This window comes from Sphingomonas sp. EC-HK361 (assembly GCF_902498785.1).
In the GTDB taxonomy this organism is placed as follows: Bacteria; Pseudomonadota; Alphaproteobacteria; order Sphingomonadales; family Sphingomonadaceae; genus Sphingomonas.
In genome coordinates, this window is sequence record NZ_LR701494.1 from 426,648 (window position 1) to 449,931 (window position 23,284).

Below are 23,284 nucleotides of genomic sequence, written 5' to 3' on the forward strand. Positions count from 1 at the left end.
TTTCAGCAGCAGGGGGTGAGTTCGGCGACGAGCGGCGCGCACAGCTCCGCATTGCCGGCGCAGCAATCCTTGACGAGGAACAACGTCAGCGCGCGCAGGCCGTCCAGATCGGCACGGTAGATGATCGAGCGGCTATGCCGTTCGGAGCGAACCAGGCCGGCGCGCGCGAGGATGCCGAGATGCGCCGACAGGGTGTTCTGCGGCACGTCGAGCTGACGCGCGATATCGCCGGCAGCCAAACCATCCGGTTCGTGCCGTACCAAGAGGCGGAACGTGTCAAGGCGCGTTCCTTGTGCAAGAGCACCCAGCGCCGAGATGGCATCCTCGTTTTCCATATATCCAGCATAATGGATATGCTTGGTGTGTCCAGCCCCGTATACCCTGCCTTACCGGTCGTTGGCCGGGATGGTTGGGGCCAGGGCTTGGTTGATGCGACAAGCAGCGACCCTGTTGCGGCTACCAGTATTTTGAGATTGCGCGGAATTGCTCCACCGCGACTTTCGTGCCCTCACCTTCTTCGGCATGAACAGGGCAATGATCGATATGATCGTTGATAAACGCTTGCTTGGCGCTGGCGATGATCTCGTAATGATGAGCGCGATAGGGAAGCATCTGGAAGATGGTCAGGACGAGGAACAGGCCATCGCCGATGGCGCGATGGAACGGGTGCGTCCGGTCCTGATGACCGCGATGGTGGCGTCGCTCGGGTTGTTGCCGATGGCGCTTGCCACTGGAACTGGCGCCGCGGTGCAGCGGCCCTTGGCGATCGTCGTGATCGGCGGTCTAATCACATCGACCGTGCTGACCCTGCTGGTGCTGCCGGCGATCACCGCCTGGGTGTCGCGGTTGAGGCCGCGACGCCGGACGGACACGGCCTTATCCTCGGCCTGACAGTCGCGAGAGTGGGAGGCGTTGCGGTTCTGTTCCGCGACGCCTCCCATCCTTCACCGACTAACGATGAAGATGGTCCTCGTCCCCGCATTGACGATCTGACCCTTCGGTCTGGATCGTGCTATGCTCGATCTCGTATTTTTCCAGAAGGACGGCCTGGACAGCGGTGCGAGTGGCATCGACGTCCGCGCCCTCCTTCAGCACGACATGGACCGTGCAACTCACATCGTCGTTGCTCATCGACCAGACGTGAAGATCGTGGAGGCCGGCGACGCCGGGAACGCCGGCGATTGCCGTGCGGACCTCGCCGAGCTTCAGTCCACCCGGCACGCCTTCGAGCAGCACGTTGGTCGTATCGCGGAGCAATATCCACGTCCGCGGCAGCACCCACAGCCCGATCGCTACTGCGACGATGGGATCGATCCAGGTAAAGCCGGTGAACTTGATGGCGAGCGCGCCAAGAATCACGCCGATCGAGCCGATCATGTCGGCCCACACCTCCAGATAGGCGCCCTTCACGTTGAAGCTGGCGTCCTTGCCCGCTGTCAGCAGCCGCATCGAAATCAGGTTCACGACGAGACCGATCGCCGCGACCGCCATCATGCCCCAGGACTGGACTTCCTGCGGCGCATTGAAGCGTTTGATCGCCTCCACGAACACATAGATAGCGATGACGAACAGCAGCACGGCGTTGAACGCCGCCGCCAATATCTCGAACCGCCGGTAGCCGAACGTCCGCTTTTCGTCGGCTGACTTGCCGCCGAGCTTGATCGCCATCAGCGCGATCACGAGCGCCGCGACATCGGTCATCATGTGCGCGGCGTCGGAGAGCAGCGCGAGACTGTTGAAAACGAACCCGCCGATTACTTCGGCGACGAGATAGGTGGCGGTCAGCCCCAGCGCCCAGGTGAGCATCTTCGCGTTGGCGCCCGCCGTATGGTCGTGGCTATGGCCGGCTGCGCCATGATCGTGCGGCATCAGGAAGTTTCCCAAGTTTCAGAAATGAACGGCCCCACAACCCGTTCGAGAAGGGGTGCGCAGATTGAGTTACGATAAACCCTCACGTTGTAACGCTCCGGGTTCGATAATCATGACCAGAGCGATACTCGACGTCGATGTGTTCCACTCTCTCAATAGGCACATCGGCGATCGACGCGCTGAACGGCACTAAACGCCTTACCCTTGTTGAAAGAGTGCCGTTCCAACGTGTGTCGACGCTGTATGGGTTAGCCAAGTCCTTGATGAATGCGGTGACATGGAGATGACCTCCAAGTCCGGGGCCGAACATACCGGCGCGACGGACCATGCCACTGACGCGCAATCCGGTTTTGGTCGGGTAGGTCCGCGTCCAGACTATTTCTACGCGATTATTCCCCATCGCGTGCAGGGGAACCTTCAGCGGGCGAGTTGAGGCGCAGCTTGTCGTTGACATAATCAAGCACGCGCCGAGTGGCATCGCGACTAGAATGCGGCGCTTGGTCACGCTCGGCACGGCGGGCATCGATCGACTATTGGCCATTTAGCGCTCTCCTAATCTCTCCAAAATCCGAACGGCTTGAATGAGGCGGGTTCGACATCAGTTTTCTGGTCACAGCGCGATCTCCTCGATGAGCAGCAGCGCCAGGAAGCCGGCGAAGAACATCGCGCTGATGAGCGGCGTGTCCGGTTTCTCGTGCGCCTCGACCAGCAGTTCTTCGGTCACGAGGTAGAGGAGCGCCATGAGGCCGAAGCTCAGGAAGCCGGTGATCCACGCGGGCGACAGCAGCGCGACGGGCTGCGCGACGAGCGCGCCGATCGGCACCAGCAGCGCCAGCGCACAGGTAAGGCCGATCGCCTTCAGCTTGCGATACCGACTTGCCAGATCATTGGTAAGCGTCAGCGCCAGGAACAACACTTCGAGCGTCAGCGCGACGGCCAGCAAAGTGCCCGCCTTCTCGCCGGCGATGAAAGCGAGGCCGAGGACCAAGCCGTCGATGGCGAGATCGAGGCCGATCGCGGCGAGCAGCGCGACCGGACCCTCGAAGCGGGCTTCCGCAGCCTTGAGGCAGAGCATCACCGCAACACCAACCGCACCGCCGATCAGCGTCGCGGTCGGCGATCCGCCGTGCACCACCAACGGCAGTATTTCGGTCGCTGCCGCAGCGAATACCACGCCGGCCGCGAGGTGCTGCATGGCCGCTACCAGCTTCTCGCCAGGGGTACGCCACCCGGCGACGAGCGCCCCGATCATGATCGCGATCATGGGGATAAGGGAGAATTTGAGCGCGGCCATCCTCAATTTGTCCCCTCGTTGCGGCGGTGGATCATCCAGTGGTTTCCTTCCGGCAGCGGATGGAGGGTTTTCCAGCGGCCTCGATCGTGAGTTCGCTGCCGGCGAAGGTCGCGCTGGTCGCCTCGCCGACATATTGGAGTCCCTGCATGGGGGCTGTCAGGACGATCGGCTTCGTTCCCGCGCTCCATCGAAGCTCGATTGCCAATCCTTCATCCTTGAAATCGACTAGGAGCTCACGGCGATCGGTGCAGCGAAACAGATGGCGGCCGGGCACTCGGCTCGCGACGCCGCTGTCGCCGGCGTGGATTTCCTGTTCGGTCGGCGGCCCCTTGCGCGGCTGTTCGGTGCAACCGGACGACGCCAGTGCCAAGCCGATACCCAAGCCGACGTCCCGGACCCAAAGGCACGTCATCGCCGCTTCCTCGCCCTTCGCGAGGCATGGTTCGACGACACAGGTCTTGGCCTCGCTATTGGTTGTGTCGCCAGACGCCGCAAATGACGCTCCAAGCACCGATCTGCGGTAACAAGGCTCGCTTGGATTTTGCGGCGCATCAACGCCATCAGCGGGCGGGAGAACAGCCCGGAGAAGCGCACACTATGGCGCACCTGTGTTCCGCCGGGATCGTCCGCCAGTTCGTAGCGCTCCTCGAACAACAGCATCTTCGCGACACCGGCGGTCCAGGCAAACACCACAGGTTTTTCGAAGCGGATGATCGTTGCTTCGCTTGTCATGGGTTTTTCCAACCCGCCGATGCGAAAGCTGTATGTCGCCTCGCCACTTTCAATGGCCTCGCCAGCGAGCTGGATGAAAGGCTTCCAGCTCTCATGTCCGGCAAAGTCGGTAAGAACGGACCAAACGCGCAGCGGCGATGCCGCAACGATCGCCACATGATCGACGATCCGCGCCCGATCGCGCCCGAAACCGGCGGTATTATCCTCATTCCCGCTCATCGCTCGCGTCCGCGATGATCTCAGGATCGATAACCTCGATCGCTTCAAGCGTCATCAGGCCGATGCCCGTGATGTCGCGCAAATCGGCGATAAACGCGCGCAATCGCGCATCTTCGTCGACAATCTCGATACCACCGACCGATCGTTTTCCAGAATGTGGCGGCGGTGCGTGTGCGCCGATCGCCCTATCCCCAGCATCGCCTCGATCACAGTCGCGCCGCCCAGACGGGCGTCGCGGGCCCGTTCGGCAATGAGTTCAAAGACCTTGCGATCCCCAAAATAGGCGGTCTCGTCGGTATAGACCCGCAGCAGCTTCATCATGGTCATGCCGTCACCTCCAAGGGGGCGTCCGTTGATGGATCATCCTTCCCCCGCTCCCGCGAAGTCGCCCCTAGGACGACCTTGGCGATGGCGGGCAGTACGAGCAGGGTGAGGATCGTCGCGGCGACGAGGCCGCCGATAACCGTCGTCGCGAGCGGTTTTTGCACTTCCGCGCCGGTGCCATGTGCCAGCGCCATCGGCACGAAGCCGATTGCCGGCACGAATCCGGTCATGATGACCGCGCGCATCTTCTCGGCCATGCCCTCGCGGATCGCCTCTGCGACCGGCAGCCCGGCTTCGCTGCGTTCCCGGATCGCGCTCATCACGACGAGTCCGTTCAGCACCGCGACGCCGGCGAGACAGATGAACCCGACCGCAGCGGATACCGAGAAGCTGATGCCGGTCAGCACGAGCGTGAACACCCCGCCCGCGAGGCCGAGTGGCACCGCCAGGAATACAGACGCCGCTCGGCCGAACCCGCCGAGCGCCATGTAGAGGAGCCCGAAAATTGCGAGGAAGCAAAGCGGCACGACGATCGACAGCCGCTTGGACGCCGCCTGTAAATTCTCGAACTGACCGCCCCATTCGAGGTAGTAGCCGGCAGGCAACTTTACCTGCGCGATCTTAGCCTGTGCTTCTGCCACGAACGATCCGGCATCGCGTCCACCCAGGTTGACCTGGACGACGACGCGGCGCTTGCCGTTCTCACGGCTGATCTGGTTCAGACCCTCCGTTAGCCGGATTTGCGCGACTTGTGCGAGCGGTACCTGGGAGCGGGGCCGTCCTTCGACTGCGGGGAGCAGCACCGGCAGCGACCGGATATCGTCGAGGTTGGCGCGTGTCGCGTCGGGCACGCGCACGGTGACGTCGAACCGACGATCGCCCTCATAGACCAGCCCCGATTCACGCCCGCCAAGCCCGGCCGCAATTGTGTCCGACACATCGCGAACTGTCAGGCCGAGCCGCGCGATGGCCGCGCGATCGAGCTTGATGTCGAGGGTCGGCGCACCGCCCACCTGGTCGGCCTTTACGCTCGCCGCGCCGGGTATGGTTTGCAGCACGCGCACCATCTCGTTCGCGGTTTGCGCCATCTTGTCGAGATCGTCGCCATAGAGCTTGATCGCGACATCGCCACGGACGCCCGCGATCAGCTCGTTGAAGCGGAGCTGGATCGGCTGACTGACCTCGTAGAGATTGCCGAGCTGGCCGCCTGTCGCCTTCTCAATCCGGGCGATCACGTCCGCCTTGGTTTCCACGCCTGCGGGCCATTCCTCCTGCGGCTTCAGGATGACGAAGCCGTCCGAGACGTTTTGGGGCATCGGGTCGGTTGCGACTTCGGCGGTGCCGGTTTTGGAGAACATCGTTTCGACTTCCGGCAGTTTCTTGACCGCCTTTTCGACCTCCCGCTGCATTGCGAGCGACTGTTCGAGGCTGACTGACGGCACGCGCGTCGATGCGACCGCCAAGTTCTTTTCATCGAGCTGTGGGATGAACTCCGAGCCTAGCAGGCCGAACGCCGGGATCGCCGCCAGGAAGAAGGCGAGGCCGCCAAGAATGAACGGCCACGGCCGCGCAATCGCCCTATCGAGCAGCGGCAGATAGCGTTCCTTGGACTTGCGGATCAGCCACACGTCCTTTTCCGCGACCTTGCCCCGGATCATAATCGCTACCAGCGCCGGCACCAGCGTGATCGCCAGTAGGAACGCCGCAACGAGTGCGAGCATGATTGTGATCGCCATCGGCGAGAAGGTCTTGCCCTCGGTGCCGGTGAAGGTCAGCAGAGGCGCGAAGGCGAGCAGGATGATCGCCTGCCCGAAGACGGTTGGCTTAATCATATCCTGCGCCGCCCGCATCGTCTCCTCAAGCCGCTCGCGCAGCGAGAGAAGCCGCCCTTCGTGTTCCTGCCGGTGCGCCAGTCTGGCGAGGCAATTTTCGATGATGATGACCGCACCATCGACGATCAGGCCGAAGTCGAGCGCGCCGAGGCTCATCAGATTGCCGGGCACGCCGAAGGCGTTCATCCCCATCGCCATCATAAGAAACGAGAAGGGAATGACCAGTACGGCGATGATCGCCGCGCGCCAGTTGCCGAGCAGCAGGAATAGCGAGGCCGCGACCAGGAGCGCACCTTCCGTCAGGTTGCGCTCGACGGTGCCGACGGTGGCGCCGACGAGCTTTGCGCGGTTCAGCACGACCTTGACCTCGATGCCGGGCGGCAGCGTTTTCGCCACTTGGTCCAGCTTGGTCGACGTCTGATCGGCAACGATACGGCTGTTCTGACCGATCAGCATCAGCACCGTACCGATGACCGCTTCCTGCCCGTTCATGCTGCCCGCGCCGGTGCGCAGGTCGCCGCCGACCTTGACGTTCGCAACTTGGCCGATCGTGATCGGCGTCCCGCCGCGCGTCGCGGCGACCGCGTTGCGGATTTCATCGACCGTGCGGACGCGGGAATCGACGCGGACCAGATAGGCCTCGCCGCCCTTGTTGAAGTAGTTCGCGCCGACCGCGAGGTTCGCGTTTTCGAGTGCCTGTCCCAGCTCGCTATACGAGATGCCAAAGCTGGCGAGCTTCACCGGGTCCGGCTCGACCACGAAGGTCTTGGCGAAGCCGCCAATGGAATCGACGCCGGCGACGCCGCCAACCGAGCGGAGCTGTGGGCTGATGATCCAGTCCTGCACGGTCCGCAGATACCCTGCCTTTGCGACGGCATCGGTCAGCCGCTCGCCTTCGGGTGTGAGATAGCTGCCATCGGGCTGCCAGCCCGGTTGCCCCGCGGCCTTCTTCGCCCCCTTGCCGTCCGGGTTGGTGTAGCCGACCGTATACATGACGATTTCGCCGAGACCGGTTGTGACCGGCCCGATCTGTGGCTGCACGCCGTCAGGCAGATTTTCGGTTGCCTGCCGAAGGCGTTCGCCGACTTGCTGGCGCGCGAAATAGAGGTCGGTCTTGTCGGTGAAGATCGCTGTGACCTGGCTGAAGCCGTTGCGCGAGATGGATCGCGTCGTCTCCAGGCCGGGAATGCCGGCGAGCGAAATTTCGACCGGATAGGTGACGAGTTTCTCGATCTCGACCGGTGAAAGCCGCGGATCGACGGTGTTGATCTGGACCTGTTTCGTAGTGATGTCGGGCACCGCGTCGATCGGCAGCTTGGTAAGCTGCCAGACACCGAGGCCGGCGATGACGAGGAAGAGCGCGAGCACCGTCCAGCGTGCGCGGACGGAAAGCGCCATGAGGTTCGCTATCATGGTCTATTCTTCCTCGCCCGCGCCCTTGCCGAGTTCGGCCTTGAGCAGGAATGCATTCTTGGTCGCGACCTGGCTGCCGTCCGGCAGACCCTTGAGGATCTCGACACGGCCGTTGCTGCGTTGGCCGATTGTGACCGTTTGCGCGCGGAAGCCTTTCGCGGTGCGGACGAACACCACGTCGCGCCCTTCGAGCGATTGCACCGCGTCTTCCGGCACGACGATCGCGTTCGAGGTATCGCCGCGGCTAGGTAGCAGCCGCACCCTTACCGCGAGGCCTGGTTGAAGCGCGCCGGGAACATCGAGGACCGCCGTCGCCGAGCGGGTCTCGCTCGCCAGCCCCGGCGTGACCGCACGCACCCGCGCATCGATCGTGCGCCCATCGGCCAACTCGATGATGGCACGGTCGCCGGGCGAGAGCCGCTGCGCGTCCCCCGGTCCGACCGCTGCCTCGATCTGCACCTTCGAGGCATCCGCGACGCGCATCAGCTCGGTTTCGGGCTGCACGAACGCGCCTAGGGTGGCGCTCTCGGCCGTGACGCGTCCCGAGATCGGGCTAGTCACGATCACGCCTCGACCATCTGCTGTTACACGGGCAGCACCCGCCGCCACGCTCGCGCGCCGCGCTTCCGCTGCGGCCGATGCCGCTTCGGCCTGCGCCTGTTCCAGCTCCACTCGCGCCGACACCTTCTGGCGATAGAGGTAGCTTTCTCGCGCGAGCGCCTTCTGCGCCAGCGTCGACTTGGCCGCTGCTGCGGTGCGATCGGCCGCGATCTGCGCCGCCTCGCGGCTTTCGACGATCGCCAACGTTTCGCCGGCGCGGACCGGATCGCCAAGCCGCTTCATCAGCCGCGTGACGGCACCGGCTGCGCGCGCGGTGACAATCGCCTCGCCCTGCGGTGAGGCGTTCACCGTCGCCTGCGCGACAATCTCTGCGCCAAGCCCGCCGGACCGGATCGTCTCGGTCGCGATTCCTGCCTGGTCGATCGCCTGCGCGGTCATCGTCAAGGTATCCGGGGCTTTTTCTTCCGGGGCAGCGGCGGTGCTGTTGCCGGTCGCGGCTTCAGTCGTGGCGGGCTGGTCGGCGCTGCACCGCGCGACGGCGAAGCCGCCGAGCGCGGCGACGAGGGCAATGGCGGCACCGCCGCCCAGCAGGCGCCGCTTCTGGTTAGCGTCCTGATCGATCATCGATTGTCTCCAGAAGAGGGGGCCGGCGTCGTGAGCCGGTCGAGCCGCGCCTGTGCGTCGTGATAAGCCGCGAGGGCATCGACGTAGGTCTGGCGGGTCTGTGACAGGGTGCGCTCGGCATCGAGGAGCGCGATCTGGTCGAACTTGCCCTGCGCCCATCCAATCCGCGCAATGCGGGCGGCTTCCTGCGCCGCGGCGAGACCGGGACCACCGGCCGCACGAGCAGTCGCGGCGGCATTCGCCACTTCCGTTTGTGCGCTGGCAATGGCCTGGCGGGTGTCGATCAGCGCGAGATTGCGCTGCGCGAGCGCCACCGTCTGTTCTGATCGCGACTGCGCCACGAACGCACTGCCGTTGTTAAATAGCGGGATCGGAATCGAGATGCCGACCACCGCGGCGGTGTCACCCGTTGCCTTTAACCGCCGGGCGAAGGTGCTGACGGTCAGGTCCGGCACGCGGAGCGACCGCGCGACGCGCACTTGTGCGTCGGCGGTGCGAACGTCGGCTTCCGCCGCCGCAAGCGTCAGGGTACCCTCGACCTCGGTCGGGCGCGGCGGGCCATAGCCGTCGATCCGTTCGAACCATGCGCGATCAAGCGGGCCGTCGATCGGACCGGAGAGCAAGGTCGCGAGATTGGCTCGCGCGGCCTGTGCCTGCCGCGCCGCGCTGTCGGCAGCGACTTGTGCGTTGATCCGCAGCACATCGGCGCGTTGCTGCTCGATCGGCCCAACGTCGCCAACCTGGACGCGGTCGCTGGCGATGCGAAACGCATTGTTGGCGATGCTCGCCTGCTCACCCAGCACTTCGGCGCGCCGCTCGGCTGCCGCTGCTTCGATATAGAGCTGGGTGATCCGCAGCCGCAGGTCGGCGCGCGCGATTTCGGTCTGAACCTGCGCCCGCGTTAGGCGTGCGGTCGCCAGGGCTACGCGCGCCGGACGTTTGCCGCCAAGTTCGAGAGGCAGGGCGACGCCGACCGTCGTTTCGGAGCTGCGCAGCCCCTTATAGGCGCCCGTCCCGGCGATGTTTTCGACCTGGGCCTGCACTTCGGGATTGGGACGCAAGCCGGCGACGCGCCGGGCGGCCGTGGCGGCATCGACGCTGGCGCTCGCCGCCGCGACCGACGGCAACGCCGACGTCGAGCTGGCCCCCGAACTTGAAGACGCGGCAGAACTGGCGGTGGCAGACGGCACACCGCCGGCTGCGAGTGCGCTTTCGAGCGAAAATGCGCCCATCGCCTGAGGTGAAGCGGTCGCTGCCGGGAAGCCCGGCGGCGGTGCCGTCTGCGCGCCCGCTGTATCGGCGAGCGACGCCGCAGCCAGCACGGCCGCGATGATACGATGCATTGATGATGTCTCCTGACGAACCGGGTCCGCCCCGCACGGCACAGGCCGGCAGGGTCAGCGGATCGTCAGGCTTGCGGCGGCCTCAGCGCAGGATCGGCCGTCGAGCGCGGACGCACCGTCTCGACCAGCGGCACTGGGATCGTGCGGTGATCGCGCACGGCCGTATCGGAGACGACCTTGACCGGCGCTGCGACGTGATCGCCGTGGCAGCCGCCATGATGGTGCGGAAAAGCCTTGTCGCCATCCGCCGGCACTTCGTCAGAATCGCCGGGCGCGTGGCCTTGGACTATTTGCTCGCCCGCCGACGTATAACCCGCGACGCTGACATCCGGACGCTCCAGCGCGTGCGCGGTCGCCGTCGTTCCCAAGGAAGCGACGAGCGTGAGGCAAGCAAGGATGTTCAGCAGGCGTCGCACGTTTGTCTTGTTAGCAGCATCGTTGTTCGTGGGATAGCGCTTCAATCTTCACAGCAGCATGGCGGGACGGCGAGACGCGCGGAGGCAAAAGCGCAGAGCTTGGCGAAAAGTAGGGGCGGTTGCCCGCCCCCGCCCTATGAACTAGCGATGCTGTTCGGCTGAGGCGGGCGCGGCGTGGTCGCCACCCTTGGCCTCGCCACTATCACCGCAAGGGTCCGCGCTGTCTTTGCAGCACACCATATCCGGGCAGCAATCGGCCGCGATGGCGGCGAAAGCGGCGGACGAAATGGTGAGCGCGACAGCCGCGCCGATGAGCTTGAACTTCGACATTCTTAGTTCTCCGAACAACAATGTGTGAGTTTGGATCGTCACATGGTTCGCCTAGTGAGCTGTCGCTGAGCCAGAACCCGAGCGAGATCGGTTGCGCCCGTTCCAAGCTAATCCGACCGCGATGACAACCGCCATCAGAAGTTGCGCCAGCACCGATTGCCAGGTGGGGAACACGCCTAGAACCGACAGCCGTGGCACGTCCGTGAGCGGCGCGATGTTAATAAGGCCGGCTTCCTGGAGCGCGGCGACGCCTTTGCCGGTGCCAGCCGATTCCGACAAGGGTTATCCGCACCATCATGTGACTTGCCATGGCGACCACATCGGCGTGCCGGTGACGCCCGCCCCCGTGTTCTCGGCGAGCGCAATGCGCGTGTGCCCGCTGTCGTGGGATCAAGGGTCGATCACGCCCGCGACGAGCGACCCGGCTTTACGGCCTCCACAAGCCTGACGAACCCCTAGCACCTGTGCGCGCGCACGGGCTTCCAGGTTTGTCAGGAGACGATCATTCATGTCCCGTGTCATCGCGGCCCTTATGGCCATCGCGTCAGGCGCTTCGATAGCGCAGGCGCAAACGGCCGCGCGGCCATCCCAGGCCGCTACCGATCCGCCCTTCATCCTTGAACGCGCGCTCGCACCGGGCGGCGCTGCATTCCATCCGCTGGTGGTCAGCAATGCCGGCGTGCAGGCCGTGACCGCACGCCGGGTCGTCGTCGCCCTTCGCCCCAGTTTCGAGATGGGAAAGCACAGCAGCGAAATTAGGGCTTGCTCCTCTAGAGACTGTAGGTTGCATGAGCGCAACCTGCGACATGAATCGCGGGAAATCGGATGAGCAAGCACCAAGTTCGACAGAAAAGCTGGAAGAGGAAGAGCCTAGTCGCAGTTCTGCTCCTCGCATTCCCCGTGTCGGGATCACTGGCGCAGACGTCCGCACCGTCATCGGCCGTGCCTTCGGAGCCTCCCTTCACCCTTGAGCGCGCTCTGGCGCTTGGCGGCGCCGTTTCTCCTTCGATTGCGGCCGGAACTGCAGGCGTACAGGCCGCGACGGCTGGTCGCCGCGTGGCGGCGCTTCGCCCCAACCCCGAGATCGTCGTCGAAACCGAGAACGTCGCCGGCAGCGGCGAATATCGCGGACTCCGCAGCGCGGAAACTACCGCGGGCTTGGCGCTTCCGATCGAGCTTGGCGGCAAGCGATCGGCGCGAGTCGCGGTCGCGGACGCGCAGATCGACCGGGCGCGGATCGGCGCGGCCATCGCGATCGCCGACCTCACACTCTCAATCACGCAGAGCTACATCGAGGCTGCGGCGGCCGAGCGGCGGTTGATTGTCGCACGCGAGCAAGCCGGCCTTGCGGCTGAGGGCGCGCGGGCGGCACGGGTGCGTGTGACAGCAGGCGCGGCGTCGCCGATCGAGCAACAGCGCGCCGAGGTGCTTCGCATCAACGCGGAGACCGCGGTGGAACGGGCCGCGCGCACTGCCGAGGTGGCGCGCGCGAACCTGGCGAGGCTGATCGGCCAGCCCGTGACCGGGCCGCTGGATACGGCTTGGTTCGAGCGGATCGGCGGCTACGGACCCACCCAGCTTATCTCGGCCGAGGGCACGCTGGCGCTGGCAGCGGCCAATGCTGACGCGCGCACCGCGAGCGCCCAGGTCCGGCTCGCGCGGGCGCAGCGCATCCCCGACGTGACGGTGAGCGCGAGCGCGCGCCGACTTGAGGCAACGAACGATGTGGCGGCGGTATTCGGCGTGTCGGTCCCCTTTCCGGTGTTCAACAATGGTCGCGCGGCCATTGCCCAGGCCCAGGCACAGGCAACCCAGGCGGAGGCGCTACGCCGGGTGGCGTTGCTAGAGGCCGATCGGTCGATCGCGAGCGCGCAGGCCGAGCTTGCCAATGCCGCGACGACAGCGCGCACGGCGGGAGGACCGGCGCTGACCGCAGCCGCGGAGGCCGCCCGCATCGCACGCCTCGGCTACGCGGCGGGCAAGTTCAGCCAACTCGATCTTTTGGAGGCCGAGCGGACGCTTCGCGAAACGCGCGCCGCAGCGATCGACGCCCTTGCCACATACCGCGACGCGGAGGCCCGCCTGGCGCGGCTCACCGCGCCAGCCACCCTATCGGCCGAGCAGACGCCCTCGAGTGCGCGCCCCGCCATCCCCGGAGATATTCGATGATCTTATCTGACAAGCGTTTGTTGGGCGGCGTGGCAGCGGCGGTGCTCGTTGCGGCGGCGGGCGGGTTCACCGTCGCACGATGGACGGCCGACACCCCGGCCGCGCCCGCGCCCGAGGGTGGCAAGTCCGAGGCGGCCGAAGCGGAGGCGGCGCCGAGCGATACGCTCCCGATGAGCGCCGAGATGATGAAGAGAACGGGCGTCACCACCGAAACCGTCAATCCAGGCGGGTTGGCGGCCGAGATCGTGGCCCAGGCGACGGTCGCACCGTCGCCCACGGGCGAGGCGATCGTGACGGCGCGCGCGGGGGGCGCGGTGACGCGGGTATTCAAACGATTGGGCGATCCTGTCAGACGCGGCGAGGCGCTGGCGATCGTCGAAAGCCGCGACGCCGCCCAGATCGCGGCCGACCGGACAGCGGCCGCGGCGAAAGCGACTCTTGCCCAACGCAACCTTGCGCGCGAACGCTATCTTTACGGCCAAAAGGTCTCGCCGCGTGTTGACCTCGAAACGGCGCAGGCGGAAGCCGCATCAGCGGCGGCCGAGGCGCGGCGTGCGAGCGTCGCGGCAGGAGCGGCCAATGTCACCAGCGACGGGCGCGGCGTCGTCGTCGCCTCTCCAATCGCGGGACGCGTGACATCGGAAAATGTCAGCCTGGGCGCGTTCGTGCAACCGGAGACCGAGTTGTTCCGCGTCGCCGATTCCAGTCAGATACAGATCGAGGCGGCGGTTGGACCTGCGGACGCGCAGCGGCTCGCGCCTGGTGACAGGGCGATCATCGACCTGCCAGACGGATCCACGACCAGCGCCCGTGTTCGCGCCGTGACGCCGACCTTGAGCGGCGAAACTCGCGCTGCGACCGCGGTGCTCGACGTGATCGGCGGTCGGCTTCAGCCGGGCTTGGCCGTGCGCGTGCGGCTGTTTCCGAGCCGCAGCGGTGCATCGACCGCGATCGTGGTGCCCGAGGAGGCGGTGCAATCGCTCAATGCTCGCGACGTGGTGTTCGTCCGCACGCCCAAGGGGTTCAAAGCCGTCCCCGTCACCACCGGGCAGCGCAGCGCCGGCCGCATCGAGATCGTGTCCGGTCTCGCATCGGGTCAGACCATCGCCACCAAGAACGCATTCCTGCTCAAGGCCGAACTCGGCAAGGGCGCGGGCGAGGAAGAATAACAGATGATCGTCAATCTCATTGCGCTGGCTGTCCGCGCGCGTTGGGCGGTTCTGTTCATAATTTTGGGGATCGCCGGCATCGGTGTTTGGCAGCTCACCAAGCTGCCGATCGACGCCGTGCCCGACATCACCAACAACCAGGTGCAGATCAACACGGTCGATCGGCGTCTTTCGCCGGTCGAAATGGAAAAGCTCGTCACTTATCCGATCGAGACCGCGCTTGCCGGCATCCCCGGCCTAGAGACGACCCGATCGATTTCGCGCAACGGTTTCAGCCAGGTCAGTGCGATCTTCTCCGAAGGCACTGACCTCTATTTCGCGCGGCAGCAGGTAGGCGAGCGGCTGACCCAGGCGCGCGACACGCTTCCCGATGGTGTCCAGCCGCAGATCGGCCCCGTGACCACCGGGCTCGGCGAAATCGTGATGTATACGGTCCGCTTCGCCAATCCGGGAGGAAAAGGAGCCAGGAGCGCGAACGGCCAGCCCGGCTGGCAGTCTGACGGGAGCTATCTGACGCCGGAAGGCGAGCGGCTGACCAACGAGGTTGAACAAGCCGGATACCTGCGCACCGTGCAGGACTGGATCGTCCGGCCGCAGCTACGTTCTGTTCCCGGCGTGGCCGGCGTCGACTCGATCGGCGGATATGCCAAGACGTTCGTGGTCGAACCCGATCCGGTGAAGCTCTCCACCTACGGCATCTCCTACAGCGAGCTTGGTGAGGCTCTGGAGAACGCCAATCTGGCGGTAGGCGCTAACTACTATAATCGCGGCGGTGAAGGCTATCTCGTGCGCCTCGACGCGCGGGTGCGCTCGGTGGACGAGATCAAGAACGCCGTCGCTGCCACCCGAGGCGGCGTGCCGATCACGGTGGGACAGATCGCCAACGTTGAGAGCGGGGGCGATCTTCGCACCGGCGGGGGCAGCGTGAACGGCAAGGAAGCCGTGATCGGCACCGTTTTGATGTTGATCGGCCAAAACAGTCGGATCGTCGCGCAGGACGTGGCCGCGAAGCTGGATCAGATCGGGAAAACATTGCCGCCGGGCGTCGAAGTCGAGATCGTGCTCGATCGCGCCAAGCTCGTCAGTGCCACGGTCGCGACGGTCGAACGTAACCTGACCGAGGGCGCGATCCTTGTTGCCGCGGCGCTATTTCTGTTGCTCGGCAATTGGCGCGCGGCGCTGATCGCGGTGCTCGTGATCCCGTTCTCGTTCCTGATGATGGCGATGGGGATGAACGCCTTTCGCGTCCCCGGAAACCTGATGAGCCTGGGCGCGCTCGACTTCGGCCTGATCGTCGATGGCGCGGTCATCATCATCGAAAACTGCCTGGCGAGGCTCGCGCACCGGCAGGAGCATGAGGGGCGGCTCCTCACCCTTCGCGAGCGGCTTGAGGAGACCATGCGGGCCTCCCAGGAGATGATTAAGCCCACCGTGTTCGGGCAGGCAATCATCCTGCTCGCGTTCGCGCCGCTGCTCATGTTCACCGGCGTTGAGGGCAAGACCTTCTCGCCGATGGCGATCACGATCATGCTCGCGCTTGTCGCCGCGTTCATCCTCGCGCTGACCTTCGTGCCCGCGATGGTCGCGCTGCTGATCCGGGGCCGCGTCGCCGAGAAGGAAGTGTGGCTGATCGCCAAGACCAAGGCACGCTATCTACCGCTCCTCGACAAGGCAATTGCGCGCCCGTGGCCGTTCATCCTTGGCGGCCTGGCATTCTTTCTGGCGGCGATCCCCGCGTTCGGGCTTCTGGGAAGCGAGTTCATCCCCCAGCTCGACGAGAAGAACATCGCGCTCGCGTCCACACGCGTGCCATCCGTCAGCCTGGAACAGTCGTTGGTGATGCAGCGCGAGGTTGAAGCGGCCGTCACCAAGCTGCCCGAGGTCGAATTGATGTTCTCGAAAACCGGCACGGCCGAGGTCGCGACCGACCCCATGCCGCAGAATATGTCGGACGGGTATGTAATTCTTAAGCCGCAGGATCAGTGGCCGGCAGGCGTCCATACCAAAGCGGACGTGATCGAGCGGATTGAGAAAGCGTCTCGGGGTCAGCTCGGTCAGCTCTACGAGATGAGCCAGCCGATCCAGCTCCGCTTCAACGAGCTGATCGCCGGCGTGCGCGGAGACGTCGCGATCAAGCTCTACGGCGACGATCTCGACAAGATGGCGCAGACCGCTGGCGAGATGGTCCGCATTCTACAGTCGATCCCCGGAGCGGGCAGCGTCAAGGCCGACCAGGTTGGCGGTGCGCCCACGCTCGACGTCAAGCTCGATCGCGCCGCCATCGCGCGCTACGGCCTGACGGTTAGGGAAGTCGCCGATACCGTCTCCGCGGCGTTGGGCGGTCGCGAATCCGGGTTGCTCTACGAGGGCGACCGGCGGTTCGACATCACCGTGCGGGTGCCCGAGGCTACACGAATCAACCTCGATGAAATTCAGGCGCTACCGGTGTTGCTGCCCAGCGAAGCCGGCCAAGCGCGCCAGCAGGTGCCGCTTGCCCAGGTGGCGCAGATACGCGTCACCGAGGGGCTGAATGAGATCAGGCGCGAGAACGGCAAACGTCGCCTCGCCATCCAGGTCAACCTCTTAGGTCGCGATGCCGGGTCGTTCGTCACAGAGGCACAAGCCAAGATCGCGCGGGTGAAGCTGCCTGCCGGTTATTATCTTGAATGGGGCGGACAGTTCCAGAGCCTCCAGGATGCGAGCCGCAGGCTCGCGGTCGTGGTGCCCTTGTGCTTCCTTGCCATCTTCGGGTTGCTTTACATGGCGTTGGGCGGGTTCGCGCGCGCCGGGGCGGTATTCTTGGCCGTGCCCTTAGGGCTGGCGGGCGGTGTGTTCACGCTCGCGCTGACCGGCATCGCCTTTTCGGTGTCGGCCGCGGTCGGGTTCATCTGCCTTGCCGGCGTTGCCGTGCTGAACGGACTGGTCGTGATGACCGCGATCCGGGAGCGTATCGAGAACGGCGCGCCGATCGCCGAGGCGATCCGCAACGGCATGGCGGACAAGATGCGCGCGGTTGTCATGACCGGGTTCGTGCCGGCGATCGGCTTCGTGCCGATGGCACTCGCGCACGGCACCGGCGCCGAGGTGCAAAAGCCTTTGGCGACGACGGTGATCGGCGGCCTAATCGCCGCCACCATCCTGACGCTGCTCGTCCTTCCCGCCATTGCGCGGGTGGTGCTCGGCTGGGGCGAGCGGGCGAGCAAGCGCGGTGATCCCGCACGGCATGATCCCGAACCGCACGACGGCGGGGGAGCGCACCAGCTCCCTGGACCGGGCACGATATGAAAATGGAGCCAAGCATGAACCAGCAAGCCAGACTGCTCCGCATCTACACCGACGAGGCCGCCTATGTCGGAGATCGCAAGGTCTATGAGGTTGTCGCCTCTCGGGCGCGAGACGCCGGGCTTGCCGGAGTGACGGTCCTGGAGGCGCTCATCGGATTCGGCCGATCGGCGCACGTCCACCGTCGCCATGTGCTCGAAAGCGACCGCGCCGTGGTCGTCGAGATCGTCGACGAAGACCCTAGGCTGCGTTCGTTTGCGACCCAGCTCGCCGACGTTCCGGAGATCGGACTGATTACCTTGGAGGCGGTCGAGATCATTACCCCGACGGCCGACGCTGACCACAACGGAGGGGCGAAACGATGATGAGGCAAGTCGATCTCTTCCCTTCGGAGGCGCATCCAGCATCGTTGCGCCGCTTCGTCATGCTGGTCGCGCTAACCGCGCTTGCCATGATCCCAGCCATTATTCTGAGGATCGAGGGGTGGCGGCCAAACCCTCTGCTCGACGCCATGCTGTTCGGCGCTGCCATCCTGGCAGCCGGCTTCTACCTGTCATGGGGAGCGGAAGCCGCGGAGTCGCGCATCTCCGCGGGCCTGATCGTCGCCATCGTGGCGCTGATCACCGTGCTCCCGGAATATGCCGTGGACTTCTACTACGCCTACTCGGCTGGGGCTAATCCAGGGTCCAATTACGTCCACTATGCGGCAGCAAATATGACCGGTGCGAACCGGCTGCTGGTCGGCATCGCCTGGCCGCTTCTGGTGCTGCTTCATTGGCGCAAGACAGGCGAACGCGCAATTTCGCTTTCTAGCGCCAACCGGGTCGAGATCCTCTTCCTCCTCGTGCCCAGCCTTTATGCGTTCAGCGTCCTCTTGAAGGACGCAATCAGCATCGTCGATACGGTCCTGCTCATTGCTTTGTTCGGCCTGTATATGTGGCGAGCGAGCGACAAGGGTGAAGGCGCGGGCAGCGACGACGACGATGATGACGAGCCCGGTCCTGCGGCTGCGCTCACCCTGCTCTCTCCGACGCGCCAATGGCTTGTCATGGGCGGACTGACCTTGGTGGCAGCCGCGGTAATCCTCGCGTCGGCGGAGCCGTTCGCCGAAGCGATGGTCGACTCCGGCCGTCAGCTCGGGTTCGACGAGTTCCTGCTGATCCAATGGCTCGCGCCGCTCGCCAGCGAAGCCCCCGCGGTCACAGTCGCCATTCTCTTCGTGTTGGCGAGGCGGTCCGAACAGGGCTTAGCGACGATGATTTCCGACAAGATCAACCAGTGGACCTTGCTGGTCGGCATGTTGCCCCTCGCCGTCAGTCTAGGTGCGGGCCAGCTTTCGAGTTTACCACTCGACGCGCGCCAGCATGAGGAGTTCTTCCTGACCGCGGCGCAGTCGCTGTTCGGCATCGCCCTCCTACTTCGCCTCGGGCTGAGCTTGCTTGGGGCGGCAGCGCTTGCCGGGCTATTCATCGTTCAGGTCGTGCTCGCTGTAGCCTGGCAGGGTGATGAGGCACGCACTGTCGCCAGCTTGACCGCACTCGGCTGGTTTTACATCGTGCTCGCCGGCGGGCTCTTTGCTTTGAACGCCAAGTATCTGGCGGGACTCGTGGGTGCCATTCGACCTCAAAGGCATCGGGGAGAAAATGCATGATGTTTCGGCAATGACGATGGAACCGTTGGCAGGATGAAACAGCGGCACCCCGTCGTCCTCGATCGCGATTACGTGCCGCGCTGGGCCGCCCCGAGCTGACCGGTCTATACGATCATGCGATAGCGTTGCTGACGCGCGAGCGCCGATGGCGAACCGCGCTGCTGCAATTGGCGGCCCCCAGCCCGAGCGAAACGATTCTAGATGTAGGATGCGGGACGGGCAGCTTCGCAATCATGGTGAAGCGGCAATGCCCGGCCGCGCGCGTTATCGGGGTGGACCCCGACCCGTCCGTGTTGAAGATCGCCCACGCGAAGGCAGCCAAAACGCGCGCCGCGATCGAATGGACCGAGGCGATGGGTGACGAGCTGGCGAGGACCGGGATCGAGCCGGTCGATAAGGTCGTGTCGAGATTGATATTCCATCAATGCCCGCTTGTCATAAAACGGGCGATCCTTGACGCGATATTTGACGTTCTGCGGCCAAGCGGCGCGCGTTTCGTTGCCGACTATGGCGAGCAGCGCAGCCGGACGATGCGGGCTCTGTTTCGGCAGATTCAGCGCCTCGACGGGTTCGCGAACACCCAGCCGAACGCTGATGGCGTGCTACCCCGCATGTTCGCCGCGGCGGGGTTCGATCGCGTGATCGAGCGCCAGTCGATATCAACGCCGACCGGCTCCATTTCTATCTACTCGGCACACAAGCCTTAGCTCGGTATCAGCCGAAAAGGCGGGGGCGGACGGTTGCCTCCATCAAGGGCGCCTGTCGCGAGAACTCTCTGTCATCACGGCCCTCCGTCCGTAGCTGCCGGGCGTTCAGCGCCATTCCGGCGAAACGCTTCGGCCGTCGATCCTCTTGCGGGTAAGTATGGCCCGAGCAGCAGTAGCCCGACCCCGAGCGAAATCCACACGTCGGCGAGGTTGAAAACGAAGGGGTGCCAGCTCCCGAAGTGCAGCCCGAGGAAGTCGGTTACAGACCAGCGTGCGGCGCGGTCGATCAGATTGCCCACGGCGCCGGCCGCGGCGACCGCTAAGGCCGTGCGCTGCCAGCCCTGCGAGCGGTAGGCCCACGCGACAAGGCCGAGGGTCAGGATTGCCGTGAGCCCGATCAGGAGGGCGCGCCCGACGTCGCCATCAGAGGCGAGCAGGCTGAACGACACGCCCTCGTTAAAGGTCAGGCGCAGCGAGACGAAGGGCAGGAAATCGCCCGCCGGCCCATAGGGTTCGAGCGCAGCCCGCGCCCATGCCTTGGTCGCCAGGTCTAGCGCGGCCCCCGTGGCGATCAGCAGCGTGGCCGTGCCCGCTTTCATGTCCGCTGCGTACCCGCGAGGTCCTGGCGCCCGTCGCGGATGCGCGACATGCCGGCCAGTGTGCGCGAGCGAAGCGGGGGCAAATGCGAGCCTCGCCTAGTGAGCCGTCGCCGGGCCGGAACCCGAGCGAGATCGGTTGCGCCGATTCCAGGCAAACCCCACTGCGATGGCGACCGCCATCAGGAGTTGCGCCAGCACCGATTGCCAGGTGGGGAATAACCCTAGCATCGACAGCCGCGGCACGTCCGCGAGCGGTGCGATGTTGATAAGGCCGGCCTCCTGGAGAGCGGCGACGCCCTTGCCCGCAAGCACGACGGTCAGAACGGCCATGAGCCAGGAGCTATAGCGGAAGAACTGCGCGATCGGCAGCTTGCGGCTGTAGCGGAGCATTGCCCAGGCGATCACACCAAGCAGTCCAATGGCCGATCCGGCACCGGCGAGCAGCATCCCGTTGTCACCTTGCGCGGAGAGAGCGGCGTAGAACAGGATCGTCTCGAAAACCTCGCGATAGACGACCACGAAGGCGAGTCCGAACAGGAACCAGCCCGACCCGCCCGAGAGCGCCCGCGACATCTTCTCGCGAATATAGCGCTGCCACTGATCGGCTTGCGCCTTACCGTGCATCCAAATCCCGACCGAGAGCAGCACGACCGCGGCGAACAGCGAGCCGAACCCTTCGGTCAGCTCCCGGCTCGCGCCGCTGATCCCGATTGCATAGGTGGCGACCGCCCAGGTGATTCCGCCCGCGATGATCGCGCTGACCCAGCCGCCATGAACGTAGCGCAGCGCCTCGCCGCGGTCGGCTTTACGCAGGAATGCGATCATGGCGACGACGATGAGCAGGGCTTCGAGCCCTTCACGCAGCAGGATCGTGAACGCGCCCAGGAACGTGGACGCCTCGGTGGCGGCATCGGGCGCGAGCGCCGCTTCTGCATCATCGAAAAAGCCGCCCAGCACCGTGACCTTCTCCGCGAGATCATCGGGCGATGCGCCCCGGTCGATCGCGGCGCGGAACTCCCCCATGGCGCCCTCGATTCGGCCCATCAGCGTCGCGTCGCGCGCGGTGAGCGTTGGTTCGATCGGCTCGAACCCATCGAGATAGGCTGACAGCGCCAGCTCTTTTGCCATCCGCGCATCGCCACGCCGGGCAGCGGCCACGCTTTCGGCGAGTTTGGCGCGGGCGACCGCGAGCGAGCCGGGAGCCTGTTGCATCACCTGTTCAGGGTGGCGACGCAGGAACGCGAGCACGGCGTCAGCCTTGGCGTCGCCGATCGCCGCGCCGAGCGCGGCCGGGGTGAGTGCGACCAGGGTTTTCAGGTCCGGGATGCGACGGCGAAGGGTCGGATCGGATTTCCACAGCCGCTCGCCTTCGCGCGCCTGCGCGTCCGTGAAGGCGAAGCTCCCGGCTCGGAATGCTACCGCCCAGCGCTGATCGTTCGGCAGATCGGCGAAGCTCTGCATCGCCGTCCCGTCGATGCCCTGCGTCACCACCTGATAGAGCGCGAAGACGCTGCGCTGGCGCGCACGTTCGGCATCGGTAAAGGCGATCGGGGGTGTCGCGAGCTTGGCGGCGTCGGGGCCACGGCCGTTGCCCGTCATGCCGTGACAGGACGCGCAGGATTGTTGGAACAGGGCATGGCCGGAGACGAGGTTCGGAGCCTTATCGGGCGCGAGCGGCACCGGGTAGGCGCGCAGCAGATCGGCCGCGAGCCCGTGCGCCAGTGTTGCCACCTGTTCAGTCGATCCCTTTTCCGCGATTACCGCTTGGAGGTTGGCGGCCCGCTGAATGAGGGCTTGGCGCTCCGGCTTCGCCGGCAGGCCTTGAAGCCGTGTCGAGACCGACGCGGCAAACTCATTCATTTCGGCGTATTCCGACGCGCTCTTGATCCGACCGTTCGCGACCGCGCCTCCATAATCGACGGCCATATAGTCGAGCAGCCGCCATGCGGTTTGCACGTCGCCGGGTTCGGCGAATGCCGCAGCAGGGATCAGCAGCGCAGCGAGCGCGGCGAGCAGCCGCAGCGAGAGCATTGCCCGGATCAAGGTGAGCAGACGCACTACCGCTCTCCCAGTTCGCGCCGAGCGCCAGTGACGATTTCATAAGCGGAGTGGAGGAACAGGAGGGCGATGAGGCCGGCGACGGCGAGGTCCGGCCAGGCGCTTCCTGTCCACGCCACCAGACCGGCCGCGGCGATCACCGCGACATTGGCGAGCGCGTCGTTGCGGCTGAACAGCCAGATCGCGCGAACATTGGCGTCCCCTTCCCGGAAACGCGCAAGCACCAAGGCGGACACGACATTGATCGCGAGCGCGACAACGCCGATTGTGCCCATCAGTTCGGCATCCGGCGCGGTTGCGTTCAGGGCGCGCCAAATCGCGAAACCGATTACGCCCACGCCAAGCGCACCGAGAAACAACCCCTGCGTCAGCGCGACCTTTGCCCTCGCCCGTGCGGACCAGGCAAGCGCGAGAAGACCGATAAGGCTGATCGACCCGTCCCCGAGAAAATCGAGGGAATCCGCTTTCAGCGCTTGGCTATCGGCGATGAACCCGCCGAACAGCTCGGCGACTCCGAAGCCGAGGTTGAGCACCACGACGGTCAGCAGCGCACGGCGATAGGCCGGATCGGTTTGCGCGCGCGCGGGCTCCCCGTGGCACCCGCAGCTTTCGGTAGAAGCATTCATGCGGCCTTCCTTACCACCTCCAGTCGCTGTAGAAGCAAGCGAAATGTGCGACACGTTCGCATTAGC

22 protein-coding genes and 2 pseudogenes are annotated in these 23,284 nt (G+C 65.3%); 8 read left to right on the plus strand and 16 right to left on the minus strand.

Annotated elements, in window-relative coordinates:
- Positions 1 to 2: 2 nt before the first annotated feature.
- A complete protein-coding gene (locus BOS5A_RS09245) occupies positions 3 to 335 on the minus strand; it encodes an ArsR/SmtB family transcription factor (RefSeq protein ID WP_151954915.1) in 333 nt (110 codons plus the stop codon).
- Between the two features lie 247 nt (positions 336 to 582).
- Here BOS5A_RS09245 and BOS5A_RS09250 point away from each other — a divergent pair.
- Positions 583 to 891 (plus strand): annotated as a pseudogene (locus BOS5A_RS09250) (efflux RND transporter permease subunit); the annotation flags it as partial.
- 60 nt (positions 892 to 951) lie between these two features.
- On the opposite strand, the gene BOS5A_RS09255 reads toward BOS5A_RS09250, so the two are convergent.
- From BOS5A_RS09255 to BOS5A_RS16255, 12 genes and pseudogenes are all read right to left on the minus strand, one after another.
- Positions 952 to 1,869, minus strand: a complete 918-nt coding sequence (locus BOS5A_RS09255) for a cation diffusion facilitator family transporter (RefSeq protein ID WP_064311253.1) — start codon at positions 1,867 to 1,869, stop codon at positions 952 to 954.
- Between the two features lie 82 nt (positions 1,870 to 1,951).
- Positions 1,952 to 2,410, minus strand: coding sequence for a hypothetical protein (locus tag BOS5A_RS09260; protein ID WP_151954916.1), 459 nt, complete (start codon positions 2,408 to 2,410; stop codon positions 1,952 to 1,954).
- A 69-nt stretch (positions 2,411 to 2,479) separates the two neighbouring features.
- A complete protein-coding gene (locus BOS5A_RS09265) occupies positions 2,480 to 3,163 on the minus strand; it encodes a ZIP family metal transporter (protein WP_151954917.1) in 684 nt (227 codons plus the stop codon).
- Between the two features lie 31 nt (positions 3,164 to 3,194).
- Positions 3,195 to 3,575 carry a hypothetical protein gene (locus tag BOS5A_RS09270; protein ID WP_234419286.1) on the minus strand — a complete coding sequence of 127 codons (381 nt, stop codon included), beginning with the start codon at positions 3,573 to 3,575 and terminating at the stop codon, positions 3,195 to 3,197.
- Positions 3,572 to 4,051: an SRPBCC family protein gene (locus tag BOS5A_RS09275; protein ID WP_199857320.1), complete on the minus strand. Its 480-nt coding sequence runs from the start codon at positions 4,049 to 4,051 to the stop codon at positions 3,572 to 3,574. The genes BOS5A_RS09270 and BOS5A_RS09275 overlap by 4 nt, the downstream gene beginning before the upstream one ends.
- A gap of 117 nt (positions 4,052 to 4,168) precedes the next feature.
- Positions 4,169 to 4,441 carry a DUF190 domain-containing protein gene (locus BOS5A_RS09280; protein ID WP_325058540.1) on the minus strand — a complete coding sequence of 91 codons (273 nt, stop codon included), beginning with the start codon at positions 4,439 to 4,441 and terminating at the stop codon, positions 4,169 to 4,171.
- On the minus strand, positions 4,438 to 7,683 hold the full coding sequence (locus tag BOS5A_RS09285) for an efflux RND transporter permease subunit (RefSeq protein WP_151954919.1): 3,246 nt from the start codon (positions 7,681 to 7,683) through the stop codon (positions 4,438 to 4,440). The genes BOS5A_RS09280 and BOS5A_RS09285 overlap by 4 nt, the downstream gene beginning before the upstream one ends.
- A 3-nt stretch (positions 7,684 to 7,686) precedes the next feature.
- Positions 7,687 to 8,868 carry an efflux RND transporter periplasmic adaptor subunit gene (locus BOS5A_RS09290; RefSeq protein ID WP_151954920.1) on the minus strand — a complete coding sequence of 394 codons (1,182 nt, stop codon included), beginning with the start codon at positions 8,866 to 8,868 and terminating at the stop codon, positions 7,687 to 7,689.
- Positions 8,865 to 10,211, minus strand: coding sequence for a TolC family protein (locus BOS5A_RS09295; protein ID WP_151954921.1), 1,347 nt, complete (start codon positions 10,209 to 10,211; stop codon positions 8,865 to 8,867). The genes BOS5A_RS09290 and BOS5A_RS09295 overlap by 4 nt, the downstream gene beginning before the upstream one ends.
- Positions 10,212 to 10,276: 65 nt before the next feature.
- Positions 10,277 to 10,627: a hypothetical protein gene (locus BOS5A_RS09300; RefSeq protein WP_151954922.1), complete on the minus strand. Its 351-nt coding sequence runs from the start codon at positions 10,625 to 10,627 to the stop codon at positions 10,277 to 10,279.
- A gap of 141 nt (positions 10,628 to 10,768) precedes the next feature.
- A complete protein-coding gene (locus BOS5A_RS09305; protein WP_115381664.1) occupies positions 10,769 to 10,957 on the minus strand; it encodes a hypothetical protein in 189 nt (62 codons plus the stop codon).
- A gap of 51 nt (positions 10,958 to 11,008) precedes the next feature.
- Positions 11,009 to 11,215, minus strand: a pseudogene (locus tag BOS5A_RS16255) (iron permease); the annotation flags it as partial.
- 250 nt (positions 11,216 to 11,465) lie between these two features.
- On the opposite strand from BOS5A_RS16255, the gene BOS5A_RS09310 reads away from it, so the two are divergent.
- The 7 genes from BOS5A_RS09310 to BOS5A_RS09340 all read left to right on the plus strand — a co-directional run bounded on the left by BOS5A_RS09310 (position 11,466) and on the right by BOS5A_RS09340 (position 19,935).
- Positions 11,466 to 11,786 carry a hypothetical protein gene (locus BOS5A_RS09310; protein ID WP_147036290.1) on the plus strand — a complete coding sequence of 107 codons (321 nt, stop codon included), beginning with the start codon at positions 11,466 to 11,468 and terminating at the stop codon, positions 11,784 to 11,786.
- Positions 11,783 to 13,126, plus strand: a complete 1,344-nt coding sequence (locus BOS5A_RS09315) for a TolC family protein (RefSeq protein WP_064311256.1) — start codon at positions 11,783 to 11,785, stop codon at positions 13,124 to 13,126. Before BOS5A_RS09310 ends, BOS5A_RS09315 begins: the two co-directional genes overlap by 4 nt.
- Positions 13,123 to 14,295: an efflux RND transporter periplasmic adaptor subunit gene (locus BOS5A_RS09320; RefSeq protein WP_064311257.1), complete on the plus strand. Its 1,173-nt coding sequence runs from the start codon at positions 13,123 to 13,125 to the stop codon at positions 14,293 to 14,295. Before BOS5A_RS09315 ends, BOS5A_RS09320 begins: the two co-directional genes overlap by 4 nt.
- Before the next feature lie 3 nt (positions 14,296 to 14,298).
- Positions 14,299 to 17,580: an efflux RND transporter permease subunit gene (locus tag BOS5A_RS09325; protein ID WP_084445250.1), complete on the plus strand. Its 3,282-nt coding sequence runs from the start codon at positions 14,299 to 14,301 to the stop codon at positions 17,578 to 17,580.
- 14 nt (positions 17,581 to 17,594) lie between these two features.
- Positions 17,595 to 17,942, plus strand: a complete 348-nt coding sequence (locus tag BOS5A_RS09330; protein ID WP_064311318.1) for a DUF190 domain-containing protein — start codon at positions 17,595 to 17,597, stop codon at positions 17,940 to 17,942.
- Positions 17,939 to 19,228 carry a sodium:proton exchanger gene (locus tag BOS5A_RS09335; RefSeq protein ID WP_198161971.1) on the plus strand — a complete coding sequence of 430 codons (1,290 nt, stop codon included), beginning with the start codon at positions 17,939 to 17,941 and terminating at the stop codon, positions 19,226 to 19,228. The genes BOS5A_RS09330 and BOS5A_RS09335 overlap by 4 nt, the downstream gene beginning before the upstream one ends.
- A gap of 125 nt (positions 19,229 to 19,353) precedes the next feature.
- A complete protein-coding gene (locus BOS5A_RS09340) occupies positions 19,354 to 19,935 on the plus strand; it encodes a class I SAM-dependent methyltransferase (RefSeq protein WP_232318420.1) in 582 nt (193 codons plus the stop codon).
- A gap of 74 nt (positions 19,936 to 20,009) precedes the next feature.
- On the opposite strand, the gene lspA is transcribed toward BOS5A_RS09340, so the two are convergent.
- The 3 genes from lspA to BOS5A_RS09355 all read right to left on the minus strand — a co-directional run bounded on the left by lspA (position 20,010) and on the right by BOS5A_RS09355 (position 23,218).
- Positions 20,010 to 20,534, minus strand: a complete 525-nt coding sequence (gene lspA, locus BOS5A_RS09345) for a signal peptidase II (protein WP_064311259.1) — start codon at positions 20,532 to 20,534, stop codon at positions 20,010 to 20,012.
- Between the two features lie 96 nt (positions 20,535 to 20,630).
- A complete protein-coding gene (locus BOS5A_RS09350) occupies positions 20,631 to 22,592 on the minus strand; it encodes a cytochrome c/FTR1 family iron permease (protein ID WP_151954923.1) in 1,962 nt (653 codons plus the stop codon).
- Positions 22,592 to 23,218 carry a cation transporter gene (locus tag BOS5A_RS09355; RefSeq protein WP_004212870.1) on the minus strand — a complete coding sequence of 209 codons (627 nt, stop codon included), beginning with the start codon at positions 23,216 to 23,218 and terminating at the stop codon, positions 22,592 to 22,594. The genes BOS5A_RS09350 and BOS5A_RS09355 overlap by 1 nt, the downstream gene beginning before the upstream one ends.
- Positions 23,219 to 23,284: the final 66 nt, after the last annotated feature.

Coding starts and splice junctions, on each gene's coding strand:
- BOS5A_RS09290 (WP_151954920.1), bottom strand. CDS start 8,868: ATGATCGATCAGGACGCTAACCAGAAGCGGCGCCTGCTGGGCGGCGGT.
- BOS5A_RS09355 (WP_004212870.1), bottom strand. CDS start 23,218: ATGAATGCTTCTACCGAAAGCTGCGGGTGCCACGGGGAGCCCGCGCGC.
- BOS5A_RS09330 (WP_064311318.1), top strand. CDS start 17,595: ATGAACCAGCAAGCCAGACTGCTCCGCATCTACACCGACGAGGCCGCC.
- BOS5A_RS09260 (WP_151954916.1), bottom strand. CDS start 2,410: ATGGCCAATAGTCGATCGATGCCCGCCGTGCCGAGCGTGACCAAGCGC.
- BOS5A_RS09255 (WP_064311253.1), bottom strand. CDS start 1,869: ATGCCGCACGATCATGGCGCAGCCGGCCATAGCCACGACCATACGGCG.
- BOS5A_RS09285 (WP_151954919.1), bottom strand. CDS start 7,683: ATGATAGCGAACCTCATGGCGCTTTCCGTCCGCGCACGCTGGACGGTG.
- BOS5A_RS09310 (WP_147036290.1), top strand. CDS start 11,466: ATGTCCCGTGTCATCGCGGCCCTTATGGCCATCGCGTCAGGCGCTTCG.
- BOS5A_RS09295 (WP_151954921.1), bottom strand. CDS start 10,211: ATGCATCGTATCATCGCGGCCGTGCTGGCTGCGGCGTCGCTCGCCGAT.
- BOS5A_RS09320 (WP_064311257.1), top strand. CDS start 13,123: ATGATCTTATCTGACAAGCGTTTGTTGGGCGGCGTGGCAGCGGCGGTG.
- BOS5A_RS09315 (WP_064311256.1), top strand. CDS start 11,783: ATGAGCAAGCACCAAGTTCGACAGAAAAGCTGGAAGAGGAAGAGCCTA.
- BOS5A_RS09335 (WP_198161971.1), top strand. CDS start 17,939: ATGATGAGGCAAGTCGATCTCTTCCCTTCGGAGGCGCATCCAGCATCG.
- BOS5A_RS09325 (WP_084445250.1), top strand. CDS start 14,299: ATGATCGTCAATCTCATTGCGCTGGCTGTCCGCGCGCGTTGGGCGGTT.
- BOS5A_RS09245 (WP_151954915.1), bottom strand. CDS start 335: ATGGAAAACGAGGATGCCATCTCGGCGCTGGGTGCTCTTGCACAAGGA.
- BOS5A_RS09280 (WP_325058540.1), bottom strand. CDS start 4,441: ATGACCATGATGAAGCTGCTGCGGGTCTATACCGACGAGACCGCCTAT.
- BOS5A_RS09305 (WP_115381664.1), bottom strand. CDS start 10,957: ATGTCGAAGTTCAAGCTCATCGGCGCGGCTGTCGCGCTCACCATTTCG.
- BOS5A_RS09265 (WP_151954917.1), bottom strand. CDS start 3,163: ATGGCCGCGCTCAAATTCTCCCTTATCCCCATGATCGCGATCATGATC.
- BOS5A_RS09270 (WP_234419286.1), bottom strand. CDS start 3,575: ATGACGTGCCTTTGGGTCCGGGACGTCGGCTTGGGTATCGGCTTGGCA.
- lspA (WP_064311259.1), bottom strand. CDS start 20,534: ATGAAAGCGGGCACGGCCACGCTGCTGATCGCCACGGGGGCCGCGCTA.